Below are 24,946 nucleotides of genomic sequence, written 5' to 3' on the forward strand. Positions count from 1 at the left end.
GCTAGTCCGAGTCCGCGTCTCGGCTCGCGGCGCTCTCGTCCTCGAAGAGCACGAGTGCCGCCGCCTCGGCCTTGTGGGTCCGAGCGTGCAGGCCGTCGCGACGGTGATGTCCGTAGACCCAGAACCGGAACAGGAAGAACCGGAACGCCGTCGCGAGCACGAAGCCGATGACGTTGGTCGAGATGTTGTCCGCCAGCAGAGTGCGGAAGCCGAGCACGTAGTGCGAGACCCACAAGCACAGCAGCACGACGAGCAGTCCGCCAGCCGACACGACGATGAACTCGAGAAGCTCCAGCAAGTAGTTGTCGCGCCGATTCTCGCGGAACGTCCAGTAGCGGCTGCCGAGCCACGTCACGAGGGTGCCGAAGACGACCGCGACGGCCTTCGCGCCGATCGGGTTGTCGCCCATGACCGTGACGCGGAGCAGGTTGAAGACGCCCACGTCGACGACGTAGCCGACGATGCCCACGACGCCGAACTTGAGCGCGTACCGGAGAAGGCTCACCCACAACGTGGTGAGGGCACCCAGCGCCCGATCGCGCAGCGTGCCCCTGTCAGGAGTCGGCATGGGCGAGTGCTTCGCGGAAATAGTCGATCGTGCGCGCGAGACCGCTGCTGAGCGGCACCGACGGCTCCCAACCGAGGACGTCCCGGGCGAGCGAGATGTCGGGGCGGCGCTGCTGCGGGTCATCCGGGGGCAGGGGAAGGTGGGTGATCGTCGATGCGCTCCCCGTCATGGAGATGATCTGCTCGGCGAGTTCGAGCATCGTGAACTCGCCCGGGTTGCCGATATTGATCGGGCCCGTGACCTCGTGCGGTGTCGACATGAGCCGGACCATGCCGTCGATCAGGTCGTCGACGTAGCAGAAGCTGCGAGTCTGCGATCCGTCGCCGTAGATCGTCAGCGGCTCGCCGCGCAGCGCTTGCACGATGAAGTTGCTCACCACTCGACCGTCGTCGAGGTTCATCCGCGGTCCGTAGGTGTTGAAGATCCGCATGACCTTGATAGAGAGATCGTGCTGGCGGCGGTAGTCGAAGAAGAGCGTCTCCGCGGCCCTCTTGCCCTCGTCGTAGCAGCTGCGCACCCCGATCGGGTTGACTCGGCCCCAGTATGACTCGTCCTGGGGGTTCACCTCCGGGTCGCCGTAGACCTCGGACGTCGACGCCTGGACGATCGGCACCCCCAGTCGCTTAGCCAGGCCGAGCATGTTGATCGCGCCGATCACGCTCGTCTTCGTCGTCTGCACGGGGTCGCGCTGGTAATGCACCGGCGAGGCGGGGCAGGCGAGGTTGTAGATGCTGTCCACCTCGACGTAGAGGGGGAAGGTGACGTCGTGACGCAGGAGTTCGAACCGCGGATGCCCGAGCAGGTGGGCGATGTTGTCCCGGCGCCCCGTGTAGAAGTTGTCGACGCACAGCACTTCGTGCCCCTCGTCGAGCAGCCGGTCGACGAGGTGGGAGCCGAGGAAGCCCGCGCCCCCCGTGACCAGTACGCGTTGGCTCATTCCGTGTGCGCCTTCCGGGGGATGAAGGAGACCGTTATCACGATCACCGAGAATGCAGTGAACCACAGGATGAGCGCGGGCGTGGCGGTAATGCGGTCATAGCTCGTGCCGAGCCACCATTCCAGCCGGCTGCTCGAAGCGCCCAGCACATAGGTCAGGGCGATGATCGCCACGATCGACACCCAGCTCCCCGCGAGCACGACTGACTGGCGAACCGATCGCCCCGTGGGGCTGACGATGAGCAGCAGCGCGACCAGCAGGGCGAGCCCCACGATCGCCGGGATGAAGGCCGTGCCGAGCTTGAGAGCGGCGAGCTCCTGCAGAGTCGCCCAACCCGCGCTCGACGGGTCGAGCAGTTCAGGCAGCCGGTCGACGACTCCCGCGGAATCGGACTCGCCGGGTGCGCCCACTGCGCTCGCGAACACCCTGCTGGCAACGAAGGCGAGCCCGAGGCCGGCAAAGGGAAGTGCGGTGGGCCAGGAGTACTGGCGGAAGCTTGCCACGGCGAACCAGAGCAGCACCGCGAGGGCGAACCACACCCCCTCCTGCTTGACGGACACCGCGGCGACGGCCGCGACGGCCGCGAGGGACGCCCACCGCCAGCCGAGCGGCTGCCCGAGCCCCGGTATGAGCAGGGCCAGGAGCAGGATGACGGTCCCCGCCTGCAGCGCGTCCACGTACCCGCTCGACGCGAGGCCGCCCCCCACCGAGACGGTCGCGCCGACGAAGAGCGCGAAGGCGGGGATGGCGGCGCCCGGCCGCGCTCGGGGCGCCAGCCGCTCGAGCGCCGTCGATGCGGCGAGAGCCCCCGTCAGCGTCGTGAGGATCGCGATCACGCGCAGGCCGAGTACGAGATTCTCTCCGCCGGTGGCGCTCCACACCGTCGCCACCGCCGCGGGTGCGAGCAGCGGATAGCCCGGGTGGGAGAAGAGCAGGGCCGGATTCGATTGCGCGTCGAGGTACGCCGATGGCGCGGCGTCGAGCCACGACGCGTGGAACAACCAGATGCTGCGGGCATCCCACTCCGTCGGCGGGCCGGGCAGCGCCACGAGGAACATCACGATGATCGCTGTGACGGCGAGCTGGACGAACTGGCCCTGCGTCGGACGCGTGCGCACCCGGGACACGAGCGTGCGGCGCAGACGCGGGATCGCGGCGATTGCCGCGTACGCGACCGCGACCAGCAGGATCCACGCCGCGACCATAGGCATCCCCGTCGTGAGGTGCAGAGGCACCGCGACGATGGCGATCAGGCCGGCGAGGAGGGCGCTCGCGAAGAGTGCAGGAACCCAGTCCCACACCAGCAGCGCGATGGGCAGGACGAGCAGCACGAACAGGACGAGCCCGAGGATGCCGATCATCCTTCGACCACCCAGATCACGCGACCCCCGCAGACCTGTTCGATGAGCGCGTCGTCGGAGTCGCTCGGGGGATCATCGGTGACCCTCACGATGTAGTCGCTCGCCGCGGGCTCCTCCGAGACACCGAGCCTCGGATAGGCGATCTCGGCGATCCGCTGATAGGAGAAGGAGTCGTCGCCGTCGACATCCACGGTGACCGTCGAGCCGGTCGGGACGGTGCTGACCACCGCCTCGTAGCACTCGATGACCCGCAGCCTGCCGCTCTCCTCCGGCGTATAGCGCACCATCACTCGGGAGAAGAAGCCGCCCGTGTAGGGCGAGAGCGTGATCTGGCCGAGGGCGGGCCCGAAGAGCAGCAGGGAGAACCCCAGTGCGACGGCGCTGATCGCCGCCGCCATCCGGGTTCGCGGGGACATCCCTACCGCCGACCCAGGTTGTACTTGAGGATGCAGTAGATCGCGCGGAAGCCGTCCTTCCACCCGATCTTCTTGCCCTCGGCGTAGGTGCGTCCGTTGTACGAGATTCCGACCTCGTAGATCCGTGAGTCGGTTCGCGCGATCTTCGCGGTGATCTCCGGCTCGAACCCGAAGCGGTTCTCCTGGATCGTGATGCCCTGGATGATCTCGCGGCGGAAGACCTTGTAGCAGGTCTCCATGTCCGTGAGGTTGAGGTTGGTGAACATGTTCGACAGCCGGGTCAGGAAGGCGTTGCCGACGGAATGCCAGTAGTAGAGGACGCGGTGGGCGTCGCCGCCCATGAAGCGGCTGCCGTACACGACGTCGGCCCGGTCGGCGAGGATCGGGGCGAGCAGCTTGGGGTACTCGTTCGGGTCGTACTCGAGGTCGGCATCCTGGATGATCACCAGGTCGCCCGTGGCGAGGCCGATGCCGGTGCGGAGTGCGGCACCCTTGCCCTGGTTGACCGAGTGGGACTCGAAGACGTCGACGAGGTGGCTGAGGTCGGCGCGGATCTTGTCACCGGTGCCGTCCGTCGAGCAGTCGTCGACGAGGATGATCTCCTTGTCGGGGTACGGAGAGTTTCGTACCGCGAGAAGCACTTCCTCAATGGTCTTCGCTTCGTTGTAGCACGGGATGACGACCGAGAGCTTCACGGACCTGCCTGTCGACGGCCGCGCGGGCCGCGGCGGGGAAGGGACACCAAATGCTACTGTACGAGTTCGCCGCGCGCGTTCGCGCTGGGGATAGGAGAGCGGGGTCATGAGCCCTACTGTCGGAGTGATCGGGGGCGGGCAGCTCGCCCGCATGATGGTTCCCCCGGCCGTCGAGCTCGGGCTCGGCATCGCCGTGCTCGCCGAGTCGGAGGGCTCGAGCGCCTCGATCGCCGCGACGGCGGTCGGCGACTACCGAGACGCGGAGACCGTGCTCGAGTTCGCTCGCGGTGTCGACGTGATCACGTTCGACCACGAGCACGTGCCACAGGATGTGCTCCGCGCCCTCCTCGCGGCGGGGGTGGCCGTGCATCCCGGCCCCGATGCCTTGCTCTACGCGCAGGACAAGCTGCTCATGCGCGAGCGGCTCAGCGACCTGGGACTGCCCGTGCCCGAGTGGGCCCGCGTGACAGACCCCGCCGAACTCGACGCGTTCCTCGCCGGGCACGGCGGCCGGGGCGTCGTCAAGACGCCCCGAGGCGGCTACGACGGCAAGGGAGTGCGCGTGGTCTCCGCAGCCTCCGATGTCTCGGACTGGTTCGTGGCGGGCGAGTCGCTCCTCGTCGAGGAGCTCGTGGAATTCCGTCGGGAGCTCTCGCAGGTGCTCGCGCGCCGGCCCTCGGGAGAGATCGCGTTGTGGCCCGTCGTCGAGTCGATCCAGCGTGATGGCGTCTGTGCCGAGGTCATCGCTCCGGCACCGGGCTCCGCCGGTCGGATCGCGGATGTCGCGGCCGACGTCGCCACGTCCATCGCGGAGAACCTCGGCGTGACGGGGGTGCTCGCCGTCGAGCTGTTCGAGACCACTGACGATCGTGTGCTCGTGAACGAACTCGCCATGCGCCCCCACAACAGCGGTCACTGGAGCATCGACGGCTCGACGACGAGCCAGTTCGAGCAGCACCTCCGGGCGGTGCTCGACCTCCCGCTGGGGGCGACGGGATGCCGCGACCCCTGGTCGGTCATGGTGAACGTCTTCGGCGGCCTCGCCCCCGAGCGCGTGCCGCTCGCCCTCGCCGACCAGCCCGCGGTCAAGGTGCACGGCTACGGCAAGGAACCGCGGCCCGGTCGCAAGGCGGGCCACGTGACGGCGGGCGGCGAGGAGCTCGAGGACGTCGTGTTCCGGGCGCGCGCCGCAGCAGCGTTCTTTGAGGATTGACCCATACCCTTGTCGGGTGACTGAACCCGCAACCGTCGCCGTCGTGATGGGCTCCGATTCCGACTGGAGCGTCATGTCGGCCGCGACCGAGGCTCTCGCGGAGTTCGGCATCCCGTTCGAGGTCGAGGTCGTCTCCGCGCACCGGACCCCGGAGAAGATGATCGCTTTCGGCAAGGCAGCCGCGGCGCGCGGCATCCGGGTCATCATCGCCGGTGCGGGTGGGGCCGCGCACCTTCCTGGCATGCTCGCGTCGGTCACCTCGCTCCCCGTCATCGGGGTGCCGGTTCCGCTCGCGAAGCTCGACGGACTGGACTCGCTCCTGTCCATCGTGCAGATGCCCGCGGGCATCCCGGTCGCCACCGTCTCCATCGGGGGGGCTCGCAACGCCGGGCTCCTTGCTGCGCGCATCCTGGGCTCCGGCGATGCGGAGCTCACCGCCCGACTCGACGCTTTCGCTGCCGGACTCGCGGAGCTCGTCGAGCAGAAGAACGACGCCCTGCTGCGGAGCATCAAGGGCCAGTGAGCAGCTACGGCGTGAGCGCCTCTCCGGTCCGCACCCCGGATGCCGCGAACCCGCACGGAATGACGAAGCGGGCGTGGTGGCTCGTCGGCCTCAACATTCTCATCCCCGGCTCGGCCCAGCTCCTGGCAGGCTCCCGCCGTCTCGGCCGGTTCGGGGTCGGTGCGACGTTCGTGCTGTGGGCTGTCGTCGCGGTCGCGATCCTCGTCTGGTTCGTGTGGCCCACCGCCCTGCTCACCGTCGTCACCTTCAGCGCGAGCCTGTGGATTCTCGCCGCAGCGCTCGTCTTCTACGCCGCCCTCTGGGTGGTGCTGACTCTCGATACCCTGCGCCTCGTCCGGCTCGTGCGCACGACGCCCTCCGCCCGCGGGTGGATCGCCGGACTCGCGACCATCAGCCTCGTCCTGTTCTCGGGCGGCGCCGGCTACGCCGCCTTCCTCGCGAGCACGGCGGGCGGATTCGTCTCCGACGTGTTCGTCGTCGCCCCGCCGAAGGAGCCCGTCGACGGTCGCTACAACTTCATGCTGCTCGGTGTCGACTCCGGTCCGGACCGCGAGGGACTCCGACCCGACTCGATCACCGTGGTCAGCGTGGATGCCACGACCGGTGCCGCAACGATGATCGGCATTCCGCGCAACCTCGAGAACGTGCCCTTCCCTGAGGACTCGCCGCTCTACGCGAAGTACCCGAACGGCTACGGCGCCGACGACGGGTGCGAAGTCGACGTCTGCTACATCAACTCGGTCTACACCGAGGTCACGCTCACGAGCCCGGAGATGTACCCGAACGCGACGGCGGAGGGCAGCGACCCCGGCATCGAGGCCGTGCGGGATGCCGTCGAAGGGGTCACCGGCCTCACCATCCAGTACTACGCGCTCATCGAGATGCAGGGGTTCATCGACCTCGTGGACGCGCTCGGCGGCGTCGACGTCACCGTCGAGACCGCCGTGCCGATCCACACCGATGACACCTTCACGGAAGTGGCCGAGTGGATCGGCCCGGGTGTGGTGCACCTCGACGGCTACCACGCGCTGTGGTACGCCCGATCGCGGCACGACACCACCGACTACGACCGGATGCAGCGCCAGCATCAGCTGCAGCAGGCGATCATCGAGCAGTTCAGCCCCGCCAACGTGCTCAGCAAGTTCCAAGCCGTGGCCGCGGCCGGGGCGCGGCTCGTGGAGACGGACATCCCGCAGTCCGCGCTCGGCTATTTCGTCGACCTCGCGGGCAAGACGCGCGAACTGCCGATCGCGCAGCTCGAGCTCACGCCCGTCAACGACGTGGACCCCGAGTACCCCGACTACCCCTATATTCACCAGCTCGTGGCGGACGCGACCGCCCCGATCGAGGTCGAGGAGACCCCGGCCGGCTAGTTACAGGTCGGCGTGCAGCTGCCACACCTGCTCGGCGGCGCCCCGCCACGTGAACGCCTTGGCCCGGTCGAGCCCGATGTACTTGAGTCGCTCGGCGAGCGCGTCGTCCGAGAGCACCGTGTTGATGGCGTCCGCGATGCGTACGGGGTACTCGTCCCCGTCCCGCTCGACCGTGAGGCCGGAGTCGGCGGCGAGCTCCACGAGCGCGGGAGCGTCGGAGTGGATGACCGGTGTGCCGTGCGCGAAGGCCTCGAGCATGGGCATCCCGAACCCCTCCTCGAGATTCGGGTAGGCGAAGACGGTCGCTCGGGAGAGCGCCACCGCGAGATCGGGATCGCTGAGCGTGCCGAGGCTGCGGACGCGGCCCTCGCCGAGGCCGGCGTCCGCTGCGGCGGCCGCGACGGCCTCGTCGGTCGAGCCGTGGCCGGCGAGCAGGAGCGGGATCGAGTCGTGGACCCGGGTCATCGCCTTGATGAGCTGGTCGATCCCGCGGCGGGGCTCGATGCCGCCGACGGCGAGCACGTACTTCTCCGGGAGGCCGAGGGCGGCGGCGCGGTCGTCGGCGTCGGCCGGCAGCTCGAGCGAGGAGCTCGGGGCACCGGCGATCACGCGCACCCGATCGCCGAGGTCGGCGATCTCGGCGATCTGCGCCGCAACCGTGTGGCTCGGCACCACGATGGCGTCGGCGTACTTCTCTGCTCGCTTCAGCATCGACTTGTGCCAGGAGACCTGGCGCGGGCTCAGCGACTCGGGGTGCGACCAGGCGATCGTGTCGTGGACGGTGACGGCGATCTGGTCTCCGTCGTTGAGCCGATCGTGACGACTCAGCGGGGCGAACAGGCTCGTCGCGTGGAGCATCCCGGTGCCGGGGAGGCGGGTGAAGCCGTGCTGCCAGGCCGCGAGGAGCTCGCGGCGGGCCAGGGCGCTCTTGTGCAGCGCGGCGAGGCCGGGGAGGCGCTCCGCGATGCGCTGGTAGTCGGGCTCGGGAGAGGCTGCGACGAACCCCTCGACGGTGCATCCGCGCGGCGCGGTGCGGATGAGGGCGGCGGCGAGCTCTTCGGTGTATCGCGCCGTTCCACCCGGTGTCGGCGAGAGCATGTCATCGATGATGACGCGAAGAGTTGTCACGGATTCACCTTAGGGGAGTCGGAGGGCCCCGGACGCCGCGGCGGCGTCGAGGGCCTCGCGCCACGGGCGCAAGGGGGGAAGGCCTGCGGCGGCCCATCGATCGTGTCCCAGAACAGAGTACGCGGGTCGGGGCGCCGGCCGCACGAAGGCGGAGCTGTCGGTGGGCGTGATCCGCTCCGGATCGAGGCCCTGGGACTCGAGCACCGCGCGGGCGAAGTCGAACCAGCTCGCCTCGCCCGAGTTCGTGCCGTGGTAGACGCCCGCGGGCGCGTCGGAGTCGAGGAGAGCGACGATCTGACGGGCGAGATCGCCCGTCCACGTCGGCTGTCCCACCTGATCGGTCACGACGCCGATGGTGTCGCGGTCGGCGGCCAGGCGCAGCATCGTCTTCGCGAAGTTCGGGCCGTCCGCCCCGTAGAGCCACGCCGTGCGCACGATGTAGTGGCCATCCGGGTGAGCGCGCTCGACGAGCTCCTCGCCGAGCGCCTTCGACCGCCCATAGGCCGACACCGGGTGGCGCGGGGCGTCTTCGCGGTAGGGGCTCGTCGCCGTGCCGTCGAACACGTAGTCGGTCGAGACCTGCACGATGCGGGCGCCATGCCGCGCGGCGGCCTCCGCGAGGATGCCTGCCGCCGTGCCGTTGATGAGTGTCGCGGCATCCTCGTCCGACTCCGCGTCGTCGACCTTCGTGTAGGCGGCGGCGTTGATGACGACGTCGTGCCCGGCGACCGCGGCGTCGACCGCCGCGGCGTCGGAGATGTCGAGGTCGGCGCGCGCGAGCAGGGTGGCGTCCCGGCCCTCGAGGGCCCGGGAGAGGTCGGCGCCGAGCATCCCGCCCGCGCCGGTCACGAGGTAGCGGGTCACAGTGCGGCGCGCGCCTTCAGCGGCTCCCACCACGCGCGGTTGTCGCGGTACCACTGCACGACGTCGGCGAGGCCCTGCTCGAACGGCACCTGCGGCTCGTAGCCGAGCTCGGCCCGGATCTTCGAGATGTCCACCGAGTAGCGCAAGTCGTGTCCGAGGCGGTCGGCCACCCGGTCGACGTACGACCAGTCCTTGCCCGTGGCCTCGAGGAGCAGTTCGGTGAGCTCCTTGTTGGTGAGCTCGGTACCGCCGCCGATGTTGTAGATCTCGCCCGCGCGGCCGCGCGTGAGCACCATCGCGATGCCGCGCGTGTGGTCGTCGACGTGCAGCCAGTCGCGGATGTTGTTGCCCTCGCCGTACAGCGGCACGTGCTTGTCGTCGATGAGGTTGGTGACGAAGAGCGGGATGACCTTCTCGGGGAAGTGGTAGGGGCCGTAGTTGTTCGAGCAGCGCGTGATCGACAGGTTGAGGCCGTGGGTGCGGAAGTAGCTCCGGGCGAGCAGGTCGCTGCCGGCCTTCGAGGCCGAGTAGGGGGAGTTGGGCTCGAGGGGGCGGTTCTCGTCCCACGATCCCTCCGCGATCGAGCCGTACACCTCGTCGGTTGAGACGTGCACGAAGCGGGCGGTGCCGTGGCGCAGCGCGGCGTCGAGGAGCCGCTGGGTGCCGAGCACGTTCGTCTCGACGAAGATGCCGGAGTCGCGGACCGAGCGGTCGACGTGCGACTCGGCCGCGAAGTGCACGATCGCGTCGACGCCCGGGAGGGTGTCGTCGAGCTTCGCCGCGTCGCGGATGTCGCCCTGGACGAAGCTGTAGCGCGGGGAGTCCGCGACGGGTGCGAGGTTCTCGAGGTTGCCCGAGTAGGTGAGCGCGTCGTACACGACGACCTCGGCGCCCTCGAGGCCGGGGTAGGCGTCCTGGAGAGTGCGGCGGACGAAGTTGGAGCCGATGAAGCCGGCACCGCCGGTGACGAGGATTTTCATGAGTTACCAGATACCAATCGTTATGAGCAGTCCAATTATCCGTTGATCGCGCGGCCGCCGCCGCAACCGGCGGCTCTCTCGGGCGAGAGCGAAGCGGGATCGCGCCCCCGGAGTGGTCAGGAGGGAGAGGATGCGCGCGAGCTCCGCCCGCCCCGGCCCCTCCGGGGCGACGTGCAGTGCGACGCGCGTCAAGTGCGTGGAGTGCTGGCGCAGCCAGTGCTCGCGGATGAGTCGCAACCGCTCGCGAGCCGCCGCGAGACCGACGTTCGAGCCCATGACGTTGCCCCCGTGCTGGCGGTAGTCGACGCTCGGCCAGCCGTCGATGCGCCAGCGCCAGCCGCGACCGCGGGCGACCGCGTAGATGAGCGAGTCGTGGAAGTCGACGGCGCGCGCGTCGGGGGAGTCCCGGAGCACCTCCGCAGTGAGGCGGAGCAGTCGCGGGGTGATGAGGAACGTGCATCCGGGGCCCGGGCTCTCGAGGAGGTAGTCGAGCTCCCGCTGCGGGTAGTCCTTGCGCACGAGGGTGCGATCGCCCTCCGCGGTGAAGGAGGTGACGCTCGACGACACGCCGTCGACGCCCTCGGCGATGAGCGAGGCGTGGCGGGCGAGCTTGCCGGGGAGCCAGACGTCGTCCTGATCGGCGAAGGCGACGAGAGTGTCGTCGGGCACGTCGACGCGCTGGATGAGCCGCGCGAAGTTCTTCGCGGAGCTGCCGCCCGTGCCGTCATCGGGGAGCACCGTGATGCGCGCGTCGTCCGCCGCGCGATCGACGAGCCACTGCGCGGTGCCGTCCGTGGAGGCGTCATCGAGGGCGACGATCGACACCGCGACTCCTTCTTGAGCCAGGATGCTGTCGACCTGCTGCGGGAGGAAGCGGAGCCCGTTGTGGGTGGCGAGGAGCACGACGACCCGGGACGCTCCCGCGGAGTGGTTGCGAGCCTCGCGCATGACTGACCATGATAGTGCCGGGGACGTAGGATCGCTGCGGGCTCGAAAACCGAGTGCAGCTCAAATCGGGGGTCACAACGTGTCGATCATCATGCGTTCTTGTGCGGCGGGAGCCGCCGTTCTGCTCAGCGCGGGCCTGCTCAGCGCCCCCGCCATCGCCTTCGCGGAGGATCCGGCGCCTGCTCCTGTCGAGTCGATGGACGAGTTCTCTCCCTCGGACTATGCGGCCGAGGCGGCCGAGCTCCCGATCGAGCTCGCGGATGCCGTCGCTCGCGATCTGGGCATCTCCCCCGAGGAGTACCTCGCCCAAGGCGCGGCAGCGGTGCAGGCGGTCGAGGTCGTGTCCTCCCTCGAGGGCGCCGGAGTCACGGTTCTCGGTTCGCGACTCGAGGGGACGGAGCTCGTCGTCAACGTCGAGGACGGCGCTGACGCCGCTCTCGTCGAGTCTGCCGGCGGCGTCGCCGAATACGGTGAGCCGGCCCCGGCGTGGGATCCGACGGACCTCGTCGCCGAGCCGGCTGCTGACGTGTACGACGGGCTCGGCTGGGTGTGGAGCGACGGCACCTACCTCCACCAGTGCTCCGTCGGTTACACCGGCTACCTCGTGTCCACCGGCGCCAAGCAGTTCGCGACGGCGGGGCACTGCACGGAAGACATGACGGGCACCGCTCGGATCTGGACACAGTCCGCTCCGGGCCAGTCGGGCTCCCTGGGCGCGACGCTCGGCCAGAAGATCGCCGGCACCATCACCTTCGGCAACGGTATCGACGTGGGTCGCATCGACACCGGCGCGAACGTGCAGAAGGCCAGCGCCGTCACATGGGGCTTCGGCACGGGGGCACCGCTCTCGAGCACCCCCCGGATCCTCACCGGCGACGCGGCTCCGATCGTCGGCGCCGACGTGTGCAAGTCCGGCAGCCGCACCGGATGGCGCTGCGGCGAGATCGTGGACGTCGACTTCGAGACGAGTGTGAGCGGGAACCTCGTCAACTCCGTCGTGACGACGGCGTGCGTCATGCCCGGCGACTCCGGCGGCACGGGAATCATGGGTTCGAAGGGGATCGGCATCACCTCGTGGGTGAGCTGGAACTCGGGAACGCTGCCCCCCATCGAATCGCGGACGTGCGCCAACGTCGCCTACTCCGGGTACTTCCAGATGGTGTCTCCCGGATCGCAGGAGAGCGTCGCGAGCGTGTACGGCAACACGTGGGAGATGGCGGCGACCGTCTCGGCGCCCACGATCACCTCGATCTCGGGGTCGTCCACCGACCAGACGGCGATCAACGGCACCGTCGCGAACGCCGGCCGCAATTACAAGGTCGACGTCTTCATCGACGGCAGCACGACGGCATTCGCCACGGCGACGGTGAACGCGAGCAGCGGCCAGTGGAGCGTCAGCACGACATCGCTCCCGGCGGGCATCCACTCGTTCAGCGCCGTCGCGCGCTACGGCACCTGGTCGAAGTCGACCGCGACGACGGGCATCATCAAGCGCTCCATGACGGTGACGCGCATCGACGGTGCGAACCGCTTCGAGGTGGGCGTCAAGATCGCCCAGGCCCGTTACCCCAGCGGCGGCGCGCCCGTCATCTACGTCACAACCGGTAACAACTATCCCGACGCGCTGTCCGCCGCGCCCGCCGCGGCCATCCAGGAGGGGCTGCTGCTTCTCACCGAGAACGGCGGGCTTCCGGCTAACGTCCGCGCCGAGATCGTCCGGCAGGCTCCCGGCGAGATCATCGTGGTCGGCGGGGTGAACTCCGTCTCCACGGCGGTCTACAACGACCTGCGCACCATCCAGCCCAACATCCGTCGACTCGGTGGGTCGGACCGCTTCGAGGCCTCGCGCAACATCGTCGCGGATGCCTTCACGGGGCTCAATCCGTCGACCGCCTACATCGCGACCGGATACAACTTCCCGGACGCGCTGAGCGCGAGCGGTGCGGGCGGAGCGTTCGGGTACCCTGTCATCCTCGTTCCGGGCAACGCGTCCGGCGTCGACTCCGCCACCCTGGAACTGCTGAACAGCCTTGGTGTCACGGAGATCAAGATCGCCGGCGGCCCCGCCTCCGTCAGCAACGGCATCCTGAACAGCCTCAAGGTGATCGACCCCACGCCCACTCGCCTTTCCGGGGCTGACCGCTTCGAGGCGTCAGCGAACATCGCGCTAGACGCCTTCGGTGCAACGAGCCCCTCCCAGGCGTACATCGCTACCGGCTACAACTTCCCCGACGCGCTCGCCGGAGCGCCGCTCGCGGGGGGCACCTCGTCTCCGCTCATCGTCGTCCCTACGACATGCATCCCCGCCGGGACGATGTCGGTTCTGGCGCAGTTCGGGACGAGCTCGATCACGCTCCTGGGTGGGCCGGCCTCCCTGACGCCCGACGTCCAGGCGCTGCGCTCCTGCTAGTGGCAGCCCGGTAGACTCACCCGGTGCAGATTCGCGAGCTCTCCGTCCCCGATTCGTACGAGATCACCCCGATCATCCGTTCCGATGACCGCGGGGTCTTCCTTGAGTGGTACCGGTTCGACAAGCTCGCGGAGGTGACGGGGCACCCCATCGTGCTGCGGCAGGCCAACACCTCGGTGTCGAAGAAGGGCGTCGTGCGAGGCATCCACTTCGCGGACGTCCCACTCGGGCAGGCCAAGTACGTGACGGTGACCCACGGCGCGGTTCTCGACTACGTCGTCGACATCCGCGTCGGCTCGCCGACGTTCGGTACCTGGGACTCGGTGCTTCTCGACGACGTCGACCGTCGTGCGATCTACCTCTCCGAGGGGCTCGGCCACGCCTTTGTCGCGCTGACGGATGACGCGGTCGTGAGCTACCTCGTCACGGACACCTACAACCCGACCGCGGAGCACGGGATCGACCCGCTCGACCCGCAGATCGGCCTGGTCTTCCCGCCGGAGGCGGGAGAGCCGCTGCTCAGCCCGAAGGACACGGATGCCCCGACTCTCGCCGAGGCTGCGGAGCAGGGCCTCCTCCCCGACTACGAGGCCGTGCGGGCCTTCTACGCGACGCTGAACGAGGGGAAGTAGCGATGCGCGGCATCATCCTGGCCGGCGGGTCCGGCACGCGGCTCTGGCCGATCACCAAGGGCATCTCGAAGCAGCTCATGCCCATCTACGACAAGCCGATGATCTACTACCCCCTGTCGACGCTCATGATGGCGGACATCCGCGAAATCTTGATCATCACAACCCCCGAGTACAACGACCAGTTCCGCGCCCTCCTCGGGGACGGCTCCGACCTGGGCATCCGTCTCGAGTACGCGGTGCAGCCGAGCCCCGACGGCCTCGCGCAGGCGTTCATCATCGGCGAGGAGTTCATCGGCGACGAGTCGGTCGCGCTCGTGCTCGGCGACAACATCTTCCACGGCACCGGGCTCGGCAGCTCGCTGCGCTCGAACGGGGAGATCGAGGGAGGGCTGATCTTCGCCTACCAGGTCGCCAACCCGACCGCGTACGGCGTCGTCGAGTTCGACGAGAACAACGTGGCGGTGTCGATCGAGGAGAAGCCCGCGAAGCCCAAGAGCAATTACGCGGTGCCGGGTCTGTACTTCTACGACAACGAGGTCGTGCAGATCGCGAAGACGATCGAGCCGAGCGCTCGCGGCGAGCTCGAGATCTCGACGGTCAATGAGCGCTACCTGCAGTCGGGCCGACTGCAGGTGCAGGTGCTCGACCGTGGAACGGCGTGGCTCGACACGGGGACCTTCGAGTCGATGATGCAGGCGTCGGAGTACGTCCGCGTCATCGAGGACCGCCAGGGGTTCAAGATCGGCTGCATCGAGGAGATCGCCTGGCGAGCCGGCTGGATCGATGACACGCAGCTCGCCGTGCTCGCCGCCCCGCTGCAGAAGAGCGGCTACGGGACCTACCTCCAACGACTGCTCGCGGGTCGCGATGACTCCTGAGCCGCGACGCGCGCTCATCGTGGGCCGCGGAGTCGCGGGCACGTCCCTCGCCGCAGCGGTCGAGAGCAAGGGCGACACCGTCGTAGGTTTCTTGGATGACCGCGTTCGTGCTGATGACGTCATCGGCACCCTTGCGGACGTGAACGATGCGATCGTCTCCCACGACGTCGACGTCGTCTACTTCGCCATTCCCTCCGTGGACGCGGCGACCGTCCGTGAGTTCCTGATGAGGATCGAGACCGACAGGGTCGACATCGCCATCATTCCGAGAACCTACGGAATCCTCGCCAAGGAGCAGGTGAGCATCGACGATCTCACCGACGTGGACGTGCTCGACCTGATCGGTCGCGAGCCCGTCAAACATGATCTGGTCGAGGCTCGTGACTTCATTGACGGCAAGGTCGTCCTGGTCACGGGGGCGGCCGGGTCGATCGGTTCGCGCCTGGTCCGCCAGCTCCTGGAGCTCGGCGCGAGAACAGTGGTCGGGTTGGACTTCAGCGAGGCCGGCATCTTCACCCTCGCGTCAGATATCCCGGATCGCCCCCAGCTGCAGCTCCACGTCGCTGATGTGCGGGACCCGCTCGTGCTACGCAAGCACTTCGAGCGCTACCGGCCGGATGTCGTATTCCACGCCGCGGCTTACAAGCACGTCCCGTTGATGCAAAGCAACCCGGTAGAGGCGTTCAACAACAACGTCGGAGGCTCGCTGGAGGTCATGCGGGCTGCCCGCGAGGTCTCGGTCGGAGCCCTCGTGTACGTCTCCACCGACAAGGCCGTCAATCCTGCCAACGTGATGGGGGCGACGAAGAGGATCGGGGAGATGATCCTCGATGCGCTGGCCCAGTCCGGACCGACGCGGTTCACGGCGGTGAGGTTCGGCAACGTGATCGAGAGCAGCGGAAGCGTGATGCAGACCTTCCGTCGTCAGATCGCTCGGAAGCAGCCGCTCACGGTCACCGATCCTGAGGTGACTCGATTCTTCATGACCCTCGACGAGGCCGCCCAGCTCGTCATCCAGTCTGCCTTCGTTGGCGAAAACGGAGACCTGTTCGTCCTCGACATGGGCCAACCGGTACGGATCCTCGACCTCGCGAAGGCTCTTGTGAGGCTCGTGGATCCGACCCTCCCCATCGAGATCACCGGATTGCGACCCGGTGAGAAGATGTTCGAAGAGCTCAGCTACGAGCCAGACTCGATCGGGCGGACCGCCAACGGCAAGATCTTCGTCGTTCGCGATGCTGTCAACGACGATCCGAATGAGTTCCTCTCCCGAATCGAGGAGTTGCTGGCCCGATCGAGATCGTTCGCTCTCAGCGACGACGAGCTGGTCGCAGAGCTCCGTGCGATGGGGTTCCCGGTTCAGTGACCCGCCGCCTCCTTCTGACAGGCGCGTCAGGCCGGCTGGGAAGTCATGTGGTTCCCGAGCTGCAATCGCGGGATTTCGAGCTCATTGCGCCCGGCCTCGCGGGGATGCCCGCTCGAGTCGATCTGGCCTCGCCCGGCGGCTCGCGTGCAGCGGTCCTCGCCAGTCAGCCCGAGATCGTCGTCCACCTAGCTGGTGCGGTTCCGGGACGGGGGCGGCGTTTCGAGGAGAACGAGTCGGTCACCGCGGAGCTCGCGGCGGCCGCCGCCGAAGCCGGGGCGCGACTTCTCGTATTCATCTCCTCCGCGGCGGTGTACGGAGATCGGCGCACCTGGCCGCTCGTCGAGTCCGAGGCGCTCGAGCCCTCGTCGGACTACGGCCGGTCCAAGGCTGCAGCTGAGCGGGCGCTCGCGAGTAGCGGCGTTCCCGCCGTCGTGCTGCGGGTCTTCAATGTGTACGGCACGGGTTTCGATGACTCTCTCGTCAACCGGCTCGTCGCGTCGACCCCGGACCGCCCTGTTGAGCTTCGGGGCCTCGGGGGCTTTGTTCGTGACTACGTCTCCGCCGCGGACGTGGCCAGAGCGGTCGCCTCGGCCGCGCTCGTCGAGCCACAAGATGGCTTCGTAGCGATGAACATTGGCAGTGGAGTGCCGCGCAGCAACCGCGAGCTGCTTGATGAGCTGTCGCAATACTGCGAGGTGCACTGGACAGACGTCGGCGGCCCGACGACGACGAGCGTCGCCGACATCGGCCGGGCGCAGCGGATGATCGCGTTCGCGCCCACAGCATCACTCGATCTTGGTGGGCTGCTCCCGCGGTCGGGCTCTCTCGACCACGGTTAGGCTTGATCGGTGTCCGCGACCTCCTCCCTGCTCTCTATCGCCAAGCGACCGGTCAAAGAAGTGCTCAAACGCCGGATGCTGGCGGGGGAGTTCTCGCCGACCGTGACGATCGGCGCTCGCGACCCGCGCCGCGCTCAAGTCTTCATGTGCCTGTACAACAGGCCCGACCGGATTCACCGGGTGCTGGAGCTCCTTGCGGGACAATCGAACGTGGAGGGCGTCGACCTCCACTTGTGGAACAACAACCGACGCGATCACGCCGTGTACGAGCGGGCCGTTCGCGACTTTGGCAGCACCGGGGCACTGCGATCGGTCCGCCTCATCCGGTCACCCTTCAATTTGGGTTCGATCGCCCGCTTCTACCCGGTACGGCAGCTCGCGGCGAGCGGGTATTCGGGTCCCATCGTCGTGCTCGATGACGACGAGGAGATTCGGAGTGACTTCCTGAGCCGGGCTCTCGAGGAGTACGACGCCGAGGCGATCACGGCCTGGTGGGCGTTCGAGGTCAACGACGCATACTGGGATCGCTCCCCCTCGCGGCCGGGCGGAAGGGTCGATCACATCGGTCCCGGGGGAATGGTCTGCTCCGCAGCGCTCTTCCTCGACGACGATTTCTTCACCGAGCTCCCCCAGAAGTACTGGTTGCTCGACGATCTCTGGCTGACGTACTTCGCCAAGAGCCGCGGGCTCGCTCTCCGCAAGCTCGATGTCGAGATCGACTTCGTTCTCCCCGAGACGAATCAGCACCACCTCAATCCGCTCAAGGACGAGTTCTTCCGCTACTTGTACCCTGAGGGCGAGACCGACACGACCCGCTAGAACCGTCGACGACGGCCGGTCGCCAGTTACCCTAGAAGAACTGGTGTCGACTTGGGGGTACAGATGACCGGCCGCGAACCACGGGCACGTCGAGTGGGCCTCAGGGCCGTGCTCGCCCTGTTGCTGCCCGCTACCGTGCTGTCGACCCTCTTGGTGGGTGTCGCCCCCGCCACCCGGGTGGACGCCGCGGCGACGTTCGATCCCGGCTACATCATCAGTGATGCCCAGTTCTACGACTCGGACGCGATGACCGAGTCGGAGATCCAGGCATTCCTCGAGTCGAAGGTTCCGACGTGCCGGGTGGGCTACGTGTGCCTGAAGGACTTCACCCAGACCACCCAGTCCAAGGGCGCCGACCCGATGTGCACCGCCTACACCGGAGCGGCCAATGAGCGCGCTTCCCGGATCATCTACAAGGTTGCTCAAGCCTGCGGCATCAGCCCTCGCGTCATCCTCGTCACATTGCAGAAGGAGCAGAGCCTCGTCACCGACGACTGGCCGACGGCAGGGCAGTATCGAGCGGCGATGGGCGCGGGATGCCCCGATACTGCGGGTTGCGACCCCGCCCAGGCTGGCTTCTTCCAGCAGGTCTATTTCGGTGCGTGGTACCTGATCAGGTACGGGAACCCGCCGGGTACCGGTCCGGGCACCCCGTGGTCCACGAACTTCGCGTGGAAGTTTGCGCCCGGCCGGACGGTCGACATCCAGTACAACCCGAACACGGCCTGCGGCACGAAGTCGGTGACCATTCGCAACCAGCCGACCGCGAGCCTGTACATCTACACGCCGTACACGCCGAATGCCGCTGCGCTCGCCAATCTCGGCGGAATCGGCGATGCTTGCTCCTCGTACGGGAACCGCAACTTCTGGGACTACTACAACCGGTGGTTCGGAGACCCCACAGCGGGTCTCGACGGGGCCACCGTGACCCGGATCAGCGGCATCGATCGATACGAGGTAGCGGTGTCGATCTCTCAGCAGTCCTTCCCCTCACCCGCGACTGCCCCGGTTGTCTACGTAGCCACGGGGACGAACTATCCGGATGCACTGTCCGCTGCCCCCGCCGCGTTCCGTCAAGGCGGCCCCCTCCTCCTGGTGCCGCCGGGGACCGCGCTTCCCGCACCGATCGCGGCAGAGATCCAGAGGCTCAGGCCCGGCAAGATCGTCGTGGTCGGGGGCCCGGACTCCGTGTCGGAGGGCATGTTCACCCAGCTGAGCGCGCTCGCGCCTGCGGGCCAGACGGTGCGCCTCGGCGGCGCCGACCGCTACGAGGCGTCGCGGGCAATCGTCGACTATGCGTTCGACTCCGCTACCCGGGTGTATGTCGCCACAGGCGCGAACTTCCCCGACGCGCTGAGCGCGGGTAGTCCGGGTGGAGTCTTCGGGGTTCCGACCGTGCTGGTTCGGGGCACCGACAGCGCCGTCGATGACGCCACTCGGGAGTTCCTGATCGGACTCGGGGTGACCCAGATCACCATCGTCGGAGGGCCCAACTCGGTGTCGCAGGCAATGCAGACCTCGCTCGCCACGATCGCGCCGACAACCAGGCTGAGTGGAGCAGACCGAATGGAGGCCTCGCGCAATATAGCGGTCGACGCGTTCGGCTCGACGGGCTCGACAGAAGCGTTCATCGCGACGGGGTACAACTTCCCGGATGCGCTGGCGGGAGCGGTGCTCGCGGCTAAGAGATCCGCCCCCCTCATCGTCGTTCCGGGTTCCTGCGTGCCCTCCGAAACACGGGCCGCTCTCAAGGCAATGGGTGTGACGAAGGTGACCCTCCTGGGCGGACCGGCATCGCTGTCGCGAAATGTCGAGTACTTCATGCCGTGCTGATGCCGACTCGGAGTTCTTCAGAGGCGGACTAGTCTTAGGGGGCATGTGTCGTCGCACCGCGACGCGTTTACCACCCGAGGATCGATGAACTACATCAAGGAATTGCTCGCTTCGCGCGAACTCCTTGTCAACCTCACGCTTCGCGAGGTCAAAGGCAAGTACCGGCGTACGATCTTTGGTCAGCTCTGGTCGTTGGCGAATCCGCTGGCCGCCATGCTCGTGTACACCTTCGTTTTCTCGTTCATCTTCCAGATTCGTCCGGACAAGGGCGATCCGAGCGGCCTCAACATCTTCGCGCTGTGGCTGCTGTGCGGGCTGCTCCCCTGGCTCTTCTTCTCGAACGTGCTCAGTCTGGGCGTGAGCTCGTTGGTGTCCAACGCCGCGCTCATTCAGAAGGTCTACTTCTCGCGAGTCGTTCTGCCGCTGTCGCAGGTCGCGGCCCGCGCGTTCACGTGGCTCTTCGAGATGGGAGTCCTCGTGGTGGCGCTGGCGATCGTCGGCTCCTTCGTCTGGCCGTGGCTGCCGCTAGTGCTGGTAGTGATGCTCCTCTTGGCTCTCTTTGCAGCGGGGGTCGCCCTCGCCCTCGCCGTGATGAACGTGTACTTCCGCGACACCGAGCACTTCCTGACGATCATCCTTCAGATCTGGATGTACCTGACTCCGATCATCTACCCGATCTCGTTGGTGGAAACGCAGTCCCACAACGTCGGCGGGATATTCGGGACGCCGATCACGGTTCTCGATCTGTACTCGTTGAACCCCATGGTGCACTTCGTGCAGGTCTTCCGCGAGCTCCTGTATGACAACCGGTGGCCGTCCGGCGATGCGATGCTCGCGTGCGTGCTGTGGGCGATCGGATCCTTCACCCTCGGTCTGATCATCTTCCGGCGCAATGAGAAGGGACTGGCGGAGGCGCTATGAGCGAAGCAGTCCGAATCGAGGATGTGAGCAAGAAGTTCCGGCTCTACCACGAGAGGAATCAGACCCTGAAGTCGGCGATCATGCGTCGCCGCAGGTCTGTGCATGAGGATTTTTGGGCCCTTCAGGACGTGAGCTTCTCCGTTCCGCAGGGTTCGACCTTCGGCCTGATCGGCAGCAACGGGTCCGGCAAGTCGACACTGCTCAAGTGCCTCGCGAAAATCTATTGGCCCGACAAGGGGAGCATCGCCTACGACGGCCGGATGGCGGCGCTCCTGGAGGTGGGCTCCGGGTTCCACCACGAGTTGTCGGGCCGAGAGAACATCTATCTCAACGGTTCCATACTCGGCATGTCGAAGAAGGAGATCGACCGCAAATTCGACGAGATCATCGATTTCTCGGGGGTCGAGAAGTTCATCGACCAGCCGGTGAAGAACTACTCGTCAGGCATGTATGTGCGGCTGGGATTCTCGGTCGCCATCAGCGTCCAGCCGGACATCCTCATCGTCGACGAGGTGCTCGCCGTGGGGGATGCCGAGTTCCAGGAGAAGTGCTTCGCGAAGTTCCGCGACTACCGCGAACAGGGGCGAACTGTGGTGCTCGTGAGTCACTCGATGGGGTCTGTTCGGGCCATGTGCGACCAGGTCGCCTGGCTGAACAAGGGGCACATCATGCAGGTGGGGGAGACGGCATCCACCATTGCTGCGTACGAGAAGTCGCTCGACCTGGGGCGCTAGGGGATTTGCTGCCGTATTCCGGCTCCCGATAGATTCTGGCAATGACCCGAGGCACCGAAGCCCGCACTTCGACGGCTCCCAAACGAGTCGTGTACACGGCCGTCGTCGGTGGCTACGAGCAACTCAACGACCAGCCAGTCGCGAAAGAAAGCGGCACCGATTTCGTGTGCTTCACGGACGACCCGGATCTTCGAAGCGATACGTGGCAGTTGCGTGTGATCGAGCCCCGGTTTCCGCTCGATCCCATCCGCAGCGCACGATTCCTCAAGTGCCGCGGAACCGAGCTGCTTTCGGACTACGACGAGTCTTTGTGGATCGACAACAGCGTGAGGTTGAAGCGCGATCCGAGCCGGCTCTTCGACGATTGGCTCTCGGATGCCGATCTGGCTGTCCCCCGGCACAGTCTGCGGGGCAGCGTCATCGCCGAGTTCGAGGCCGTGGCAACGCTCGGCTACGACGATTCGGCTCGCGTCTATGAGCAGCTCATCCACTACACGCAGCTCAACGAGCGGGTTCTCCACGATGTTCCCTTCTGGACGGCTCTCATCGCCCGGCGCCATGCGGCCCCGGTTCTCGACAGAATGGAACTCTGGTACGACCATCTGCTGCGGTACTCACGTCGCGATCAGCTGTCGGTGAACTTCGTTCTCGCCGATGCCCCGTTCGAGATCCGCGTCATCGAGGTCGACAACGCTGAGTCCGACTTCCACGAGTGGCCCGTCCACAACAACCGGAACTGGTCGCTCACCCGCGGAAGCTTCTCCCGCGCGCTGCGGATCCCGCTGGCTGAAGTGGGTGAGAGGGACAACCTCATCCGCGAGCTCCAAGAGCGGCTCGCCGACGAGCGCGATCGCGCGGTGCGAATCGAGGAGTCCTACCAGAAGTCGTTCTCCTGGCGGGTGACGCGCCCTGTGCGCGCGGTGCGCGATTTCCTCAAGCGCTGACTCACCGGGATAGCTCAGGGAGAGCATTGCTACGATAGCCCAGTCCTCCGAACCTCCCTCGGGGTGCATAAGGAGTATCGGCTTTCATGTCTCACACGATCCCCGGACTCGTCTCCGTGGTCCTCGTCAACTTCCGCGGCACGGATGACACCCTCGAGGCGGTCCGCGTCCTGCGCGGAGTCGACTGGCCGGCCGAGAGGCTCGAGATCGTCGTCGTCGAGAACGGATCCGGGGATGACAGCGCCGAGCGCCTCGCCCGCGAGGCCGAGGGCATCACGCTCGTCGTGTCGAACGAGAACCTCGGGTTCACGGGTGGGTCGAACCTCGGCGTCGCCCGCTCGCGCGGGGAGTTCGTCGCGTTCCTCAACAACGACGCCAAGCCGGACCCTGCGTGGATCAAGACCGCGGTGGCACGGTTCGGCAAGTCGAGCCGCATCGGCGCGATCGCGAGCCGGGTCCTGGATTGGGACGGCAAGCACGTCGACTACATCGGCTCGGCGATGACGTGGTACGGCATGGGCTTCAAGCCGCACACTGCCGAGCGCGTGCCCTCGGGCGCCCAGACGGTCAAGGACGTCCTGTTCGGCACGGGATCGGCCATGTTCGTCCGCCGGTCGGTCTTCGACGAGGTCGGCGGCTTCGACGAGCGCTACTTCATGTTCTTCGACGACGTCGACCTCGGCTGGCGGATCAACCTCGCCGGTTACCGCGTCGTCTACGAGCCCGCTTCCCTCGCCTTCCACAAGCACCACGCGTCGATGAGCTCGTTCGGCGCGCACAAGGAGACCTACCTCCTCGAGCGCAATGCCCTGTACACGCTGTACAAGAACATCGGGGAGGAGTCCGTCGGCACCGCCGTCCAGGCGGCGATGTCGCTCGCGATCCGTCGCGCGGTCACCAAGGGCGGCCTGGACTCCACGGAGTTCGACCTGCGGGGCACGGGCAGCAACGAGCCGCGGGTCGAGACCTCGTCCGAGCTCGTGGCGACGGCCTATGCGATCGACCAGTTCGTCGAGAACCTGCCGTCGTTCACCGAGACTCGCGAGAAGATCCAGGCGGACCGCCAGGTGTCGGAGGCGCGGATCTGGAAGCTCTTCGAGATGCCGGATGCGCCGGTCTACCAGGAGCACGACTACCTCGTGGGCTACGAGAACATCGTCACCACCTTCGACGTCTCCGAGCCGCCGGTCACGACGAAGGTCGTGATCGTCACGGGCGACCCGATCGGCGCGAAGCTCGCCGGCCCCGCCATCCGCGCCTGGAACATGGCCGAGCTGCTCTCCCGCACGACCGCGGTGACGCTCGTGAGCCTCACCGGAGTCGAGGACGTCGACGCGCCCTTCGACGTCGTCCATGTGCCGATCGGCGACGACCGGGCATTCTCCAAGCTCGAGGCCGCCGCGGACATCATCGTCTTCCAGGGCCACGCGATGGCCGTCTTCGACTCCCTTCGCAAGTCGAAGAAGATCCTCGTCGTCGACTTGTACGACCCGATGCACCTCGAGCAGCTCGAGCAGGGCCGAGAGCTTCCCCCCGCCCAGTGGGACCGCCAGGTGAGCGACGCGACGGACACCCTCAACGACCAGATCGCGCGCGGAGACTTCTTCCTTTGCGCTTCGGAGCGGCAGCGGCTGTTCTGGCTCGGCCAGCTCGCGGGGCTCGGTCGGATCAATCCGCAGAACTACATCGGCGACCCCGATCTCGAGGGGCTCATCGCTGTCGCGCCCTTCGGCCTCTCGTCGACCCCGCCGACCCACTCGCGCGACGTGCTCAAGGGAGTCCTCCCGGGAATCTCCCGCGATGACAAGGTCCTGCTGTGGAGCGGGGGGCTGTACAACTGGTTCGACCCGAAGACGCTCATCCGAGCCGTCGCGGCCCTCTCGAAGAAGCGGGGCAACGTCCGCCTGTTCTTCCAGGGCACCAAGCATCCCCACCCCGGTGTACCGGAGATGGAGATCGTCGGCCAGTCCCGCTCCCTCGCGCGGGAGCTCGACGTGCTCGACAGCTCGGTGTTCTTTAACGCCTCGTGGGTGGACTACGCCGATCGCGGCAACTACTTGCTCGAGGCCGACGCCGGGGTGAGCACGCACTTCTCGCACATCGAGACGACGTTCTCCTTCCGCACCCGTATCCTCGACTACCTGTGGGCGGAGCTCCCGATGGTGGTCACCGAGGGCGACCACTTCGCCGAGCTCGTCGCCCGCGAGAAGCTGGGCATCGTCGTGCCGGCGGAGGATGTGAAGGCGCTCGCCGCCGCCCTCGACAAGGTGCTCTTCGACGAGAAGTTCATCGAGCAGGCGCGCAAGAACATCCGCCGCGTGCGCGAGCAGTACTACTGGGAGGCTGCACTCGCTCCGCTTCTCGATTTCGTCGCGGCGCCGCACCACGCCCAGGACAACGCGGGCCTCGCCGCAGGCATCACCAAGCCCGCGCGGCCGCGCCAGCGACCCAACCGCCACAAGTCCGCTCTGCGGCGCGACCTCGGGCTCGTTGCCCACTACTTGAAGAACGGCGGACCGCGGCTGGTGCTCTCCAAGATCCGCCGTCGGCTCGGGCGCGGGTGA

23 protein-coding genes are annotated in these 24,946 nt (G+C 67.2%); 14 read left to right on the forward strand and 9 right to left on the reverse strand.

What is annotated here, in order from left to right; genetic code table 11:
* Position 1: 1 nt before the first annotated feature.
* From Q5716_RS02575 to Q5716_RS02595, 5 genes are read right to left on the reverse strand one after another with little or no spacing between them, the layout of a single operon-like run.
* The gene (locus Q5716_RS02575; protein WP_305001521.1) at positions 2-568 is read right to left on the reverse strand and encodes a GtrA family protein; all 567 of its coding nucleotides are present in this window, start codon (positions 566-568) and stop codon (positions 2-4) included.
* Positions 555-1,505 carry a UDP-glucuronic acid decarboxylase family protein gene (locus Q5716_RS02580; RefSeq protein WP_305001522.1) on the reverse strand — a complete coding sequence of 317 codons (951 nt, stop codon included), beginning with the start codon at positions 1,503-1,505 and terminating at the stop codon, positions 555-557. Before Q5716_RS02580 ends, Q5716_RS02575 begins: the two co-directional genes overlap by 14 nt.
* The gene (locus Q5716_RS02585; RefSeq protein ID WP_305001523.1) at positions 1,502-2,866 is read right to left on the reverse strand and encodes a hypothetical protein; all 1,365 of its coding nucleotides are present in this window, start codon (positions 2,864-2,866) and stop codon (positions 1,502-1,504) included. The genes Q5716_RS02580 and Q5716_RS02585 overlap by 4 nt, the downstream gene beginning before the upstream one ends.
* Positions 2,863-3,282: a hypothetical protein gene (locus Q5716_RS02590; protein ID WP_305001524.1), complete on the reverse strand. Its 420-nt coding sequence runs from the start codon at positions 3,280-3,282 to the stop codon at positions 2,863-2,865. The genes Q5716_RS02585 and Q5716_RS02590 overlap by 4 nt, the downstream gene beginning before the upstream one ends.
* 2 nt (positions 3,283-3,284) lie before the next feature.
* Entirely contained in the window at positions 3,285-3,977 is a 693-nt protein-coding gene (locus tag Q5716_RS02595) for a glycosyltransferase family 2 protein (protein ID WP_305001525.1), read from the reverse strand.
* A gap of 106 nt (positions 3,978-4,083) precedes the next feature.
* On the opposite strand from Q5716_RS02595, the gene Q5716_RS02600 reads away from it, so the two are divergent.
* Genes Q5716_RS02600 through Q5716_RS02610 form a run of 3 tightly spaced genes read left to right on the forward strand, consistent with a single transcriptional unit; the run spans position 4,084 to position 7,086 of the window.
* Positions 4,084-5,190 carry a 5-(carboxyamino)imidazole ribonucleotide synthase gene (locus Q5716_RS02600; protein WP_305001526.1) on the forward strand — a complete coding sequence of 369 codons (1,107 nt, stop codon included), beginning with the start codon at positions 4,084-4,086 and terminating at the stop codon, positions 5,188-5,190.
* A gap of 46 nt (positions 5,191-5,236) precedes the next feature.
* A complete protein-coding gene (purE, locus tag Q5716_RS02605; RefSeq protein ID WP_305002954.1) occupies positions 5,237-5,713 on the forward strand; it encodes a 5-(carboxyamino)imidazole ribonucleotide mutase in 477 nt (158 codons plus the stop codon).
* 11 nt (positions 5,714-5,724) lie between these two features.
* Complete coding sequence (locus tag Q5716_RS02610) at positions 5,725-7,086, forward strand: LCP family glycopolymer transferase (protein WP_369523965.1); 1,362 nt, start codon at positions 5,725-5,727, stop codon at positions 7,084-7,086.
* Here the strand turns inward: Q5716_RS02610 and Q5716_RS02615 are convergent, their stop codons facing one another.
* The 4 genes from Q5716_RS02615 to Q5716_RS02630 are packed head-to-tail and all read right to left on the reverse strand — an operon-like array spanning position 7,087 to position 11,006.
* Positions 7,087-8,214, reverse strand: a complete 1,128-nt coding sequence (locus Q5716_RS02615) for a glycosyltransferase family 4 protein (protein WP_305001527.1) — start codon at positions 8,212-8,214, stop codon at positions 7,087-7,089. It abuts the gene before it with no gap.
* Between the two features lie 9 nt (positions 8,215-8,223).
* On the reverse strand, positions 8,224-9,078 hold the full coding sequence (rfbD, locus tag Q5716_RS02620; RefSeq protein ID WP_305001528.1) for a dTDP-4-dehydrorhamnose reductase: 855 nt from the start codon (positions 9,076-9,078) through the stop codon (positions 8,224-8,226).
* Positions 9,075-10,058 carry a dTDP-glucose 4,6-dehydratase gene (gene rfbB, locus Q5716_RS02625; RefSeq protein ID WP_305001529.1) on the reverse strand — a complete coding sequence of 328 codons (984 nt, stop codon included), beginning with the start codon at positions 10,056-10,058 and terminating at the stop codon, positions 9,075-9,077. Before rfbB ends, rfbD begins: the two co-directional genes overlap by 4 nt.
* 3 nt (positions 10,059-10,061) lie before the next feature.
* Entirely contained in the window at positions 10,062-11,006 is a 945-nt protein-coding gene (locus Q5716_RS02630; protein ID WP_305001530.1) for a glycosyltransferase, read from the reverse strand.
* Positions 11,007-11,085: 79 nt separating this feature from the next.
* Here Q5716_RS02630 and Q5716_RS02635 point away from each other — a divergent pair, with 79 nt between their 5' ends.
* The 11 genes from Q5716_RS02635 (at position 11,086) to Q5716_RS02685 (ending at position 24,946) form a co-directional block, all read left to right on the forward strand.
* Positions 11,086-13,416: a cell wall-binding repeat-containing protein gene (locus Q5716_RS02635; RefSeq protein WP_305001531.1), complete on the forward strand. Its 2,331-nt coding sequence runs from the start codon at positions 11,086-11,088 to the stop codon at positions 13,414-13,416.
* A gap of 23 nt (positions 13,417-13,439) precedes the next feature.
* Positions 13,440-14,048 carry a dTDP-4-dehydrorhamnose 3,5-epimerase family protein gene (locus Q5716_RS02640; RefSeq protein ID WP_305001532.1) on the forward strand — a complete coding sequence of 203 codons (609 nt, stop codon included), beginning with the start codon at positions 13,440-13,442 and terminating at the stop codon, positions 14,046-14,048.
* A 2-nt stretch (positions 14,049-14,050) separates the two neighbouring features.
* Positions 14,051-14,926: a glucose-1-phosphate thymidylyltransferase RfbA gene (rfbA, locus tag Q5716_RS02645; RefSeq protein ID WP_305001533.1), complete on the forward strand. Its 876-nt coding sequence runs from the start codon at positions 14,051-14,053 to the stop codon at positions 14,924-14,926.
* Between the two features lie 19 nt (positions 14,927-14,945).
* Positions 14,946-16,292: an SDR family NAD(P)-dependent oxidoreductase gene (locus tag Q5716_RS02650; protein ID WP_305001534.1), complete on the forward strand. Its 1,347-nt coding sequence runs from the start codon at positions 14,946-14,948 to the stop codon at positions 16,290-16,292.
* The gene (locus Q5716_RS02655) at positions 16,289-17,131 is read left to right on the forward strand and encodes an NAD-dependent epimerase/dehydratase family protein (protein ID WP_305001535.1); all 843 of its coding nucleotides are present in this window, start codon (positions 16,289-16,291) and stop codon (positions 17,129-17,131) included. Before Q5716_RS02650 ends, Q5716_RS02655 begins: the two co-directional genes overlap by 4 nt.
* A 9-nt stretch (positions 17,132-17,140) precedes the next feature.
* The gene (locus tag Q5716_RS02660) at positions 17,141-17,950 is read left to right on the forward strand and encodes a glycosyltransferase family protein (protein WP_305001536.1); all 810 of its coding nucleotides are present in this window, start codon (positions 17,141-17,143) and stop codon (positions 17,948-17,950) included.
* Between the two features lie 108 nt (positions 17,951-18,058).
* Positions 18,059-19,783, forward strand: coding sequence for a cell wall-binding repeat-containing protein (locus Q5716_RS02665; protein ID WP_305001537.1), 1,725 nt, complete (start codon positions 18,059-18,061; stop codon positions 19,781-19,783).
* Positions 19,784-19,867: 84 nt separating this feature from the next.
* Positions 19,868-20,704 (forward strand): ABC transporter permease, encoded by an 837-nt coding sequence (locus Q5716_RS02670; protein WP_305001538.1) that lies wholly within the window; start codon positions 19,868-19,870, stop codon positions 20,702-20,704.
* Entirely contained in the window at positions 20,701-21,438 is a 738-nt protein-coding gene (locus Q5716_RS02675; RefSeq protein WP_305001539.1) for an ABC transporter ATP-binding protein, read from the forward strand. The genes Q5716_RS02670 and Q5716_RS02675 overlap by 4 nt, the downstream gene beginning before the upstream one ends.
* A 41-nt stretch (positions 21,439-21,479) precedes the next feature.
* Positions 21,480-22,382, forward strand: coding sequence for a glycosyltransferase domain-containing protein (locus tag Q5716_RS02680; RefSeq protein WP_305001540.1), 903 nt, complete (start codon positions 21,480-21,482; stop codon positions 22,380-22,382).
* Between the two features lie 86 nt (positions 22,383-22,468).
* Positions 22,469-24,946 carry a glycosyltransferase gene (locus Q5716_RS02685; protein WP_305001541.1) on the forward strand — a complete coding sequence of 826 codons (2,478 nt, stop codon included), beginning with the start codon at positions 22,469-22,471 and terminating at the stop codon, positions 24,944-24,946.

Source organism: Antiquaquibacter soli (assembly GCF_030580675.1).
Taxonomy (GTDB): domain Bacteria; phylum Actinomycetota; class Actinomycetes; order Actinomycetales; family Microbacteriaceae; genus Rhodoglobus; species Rhodoglobus soli.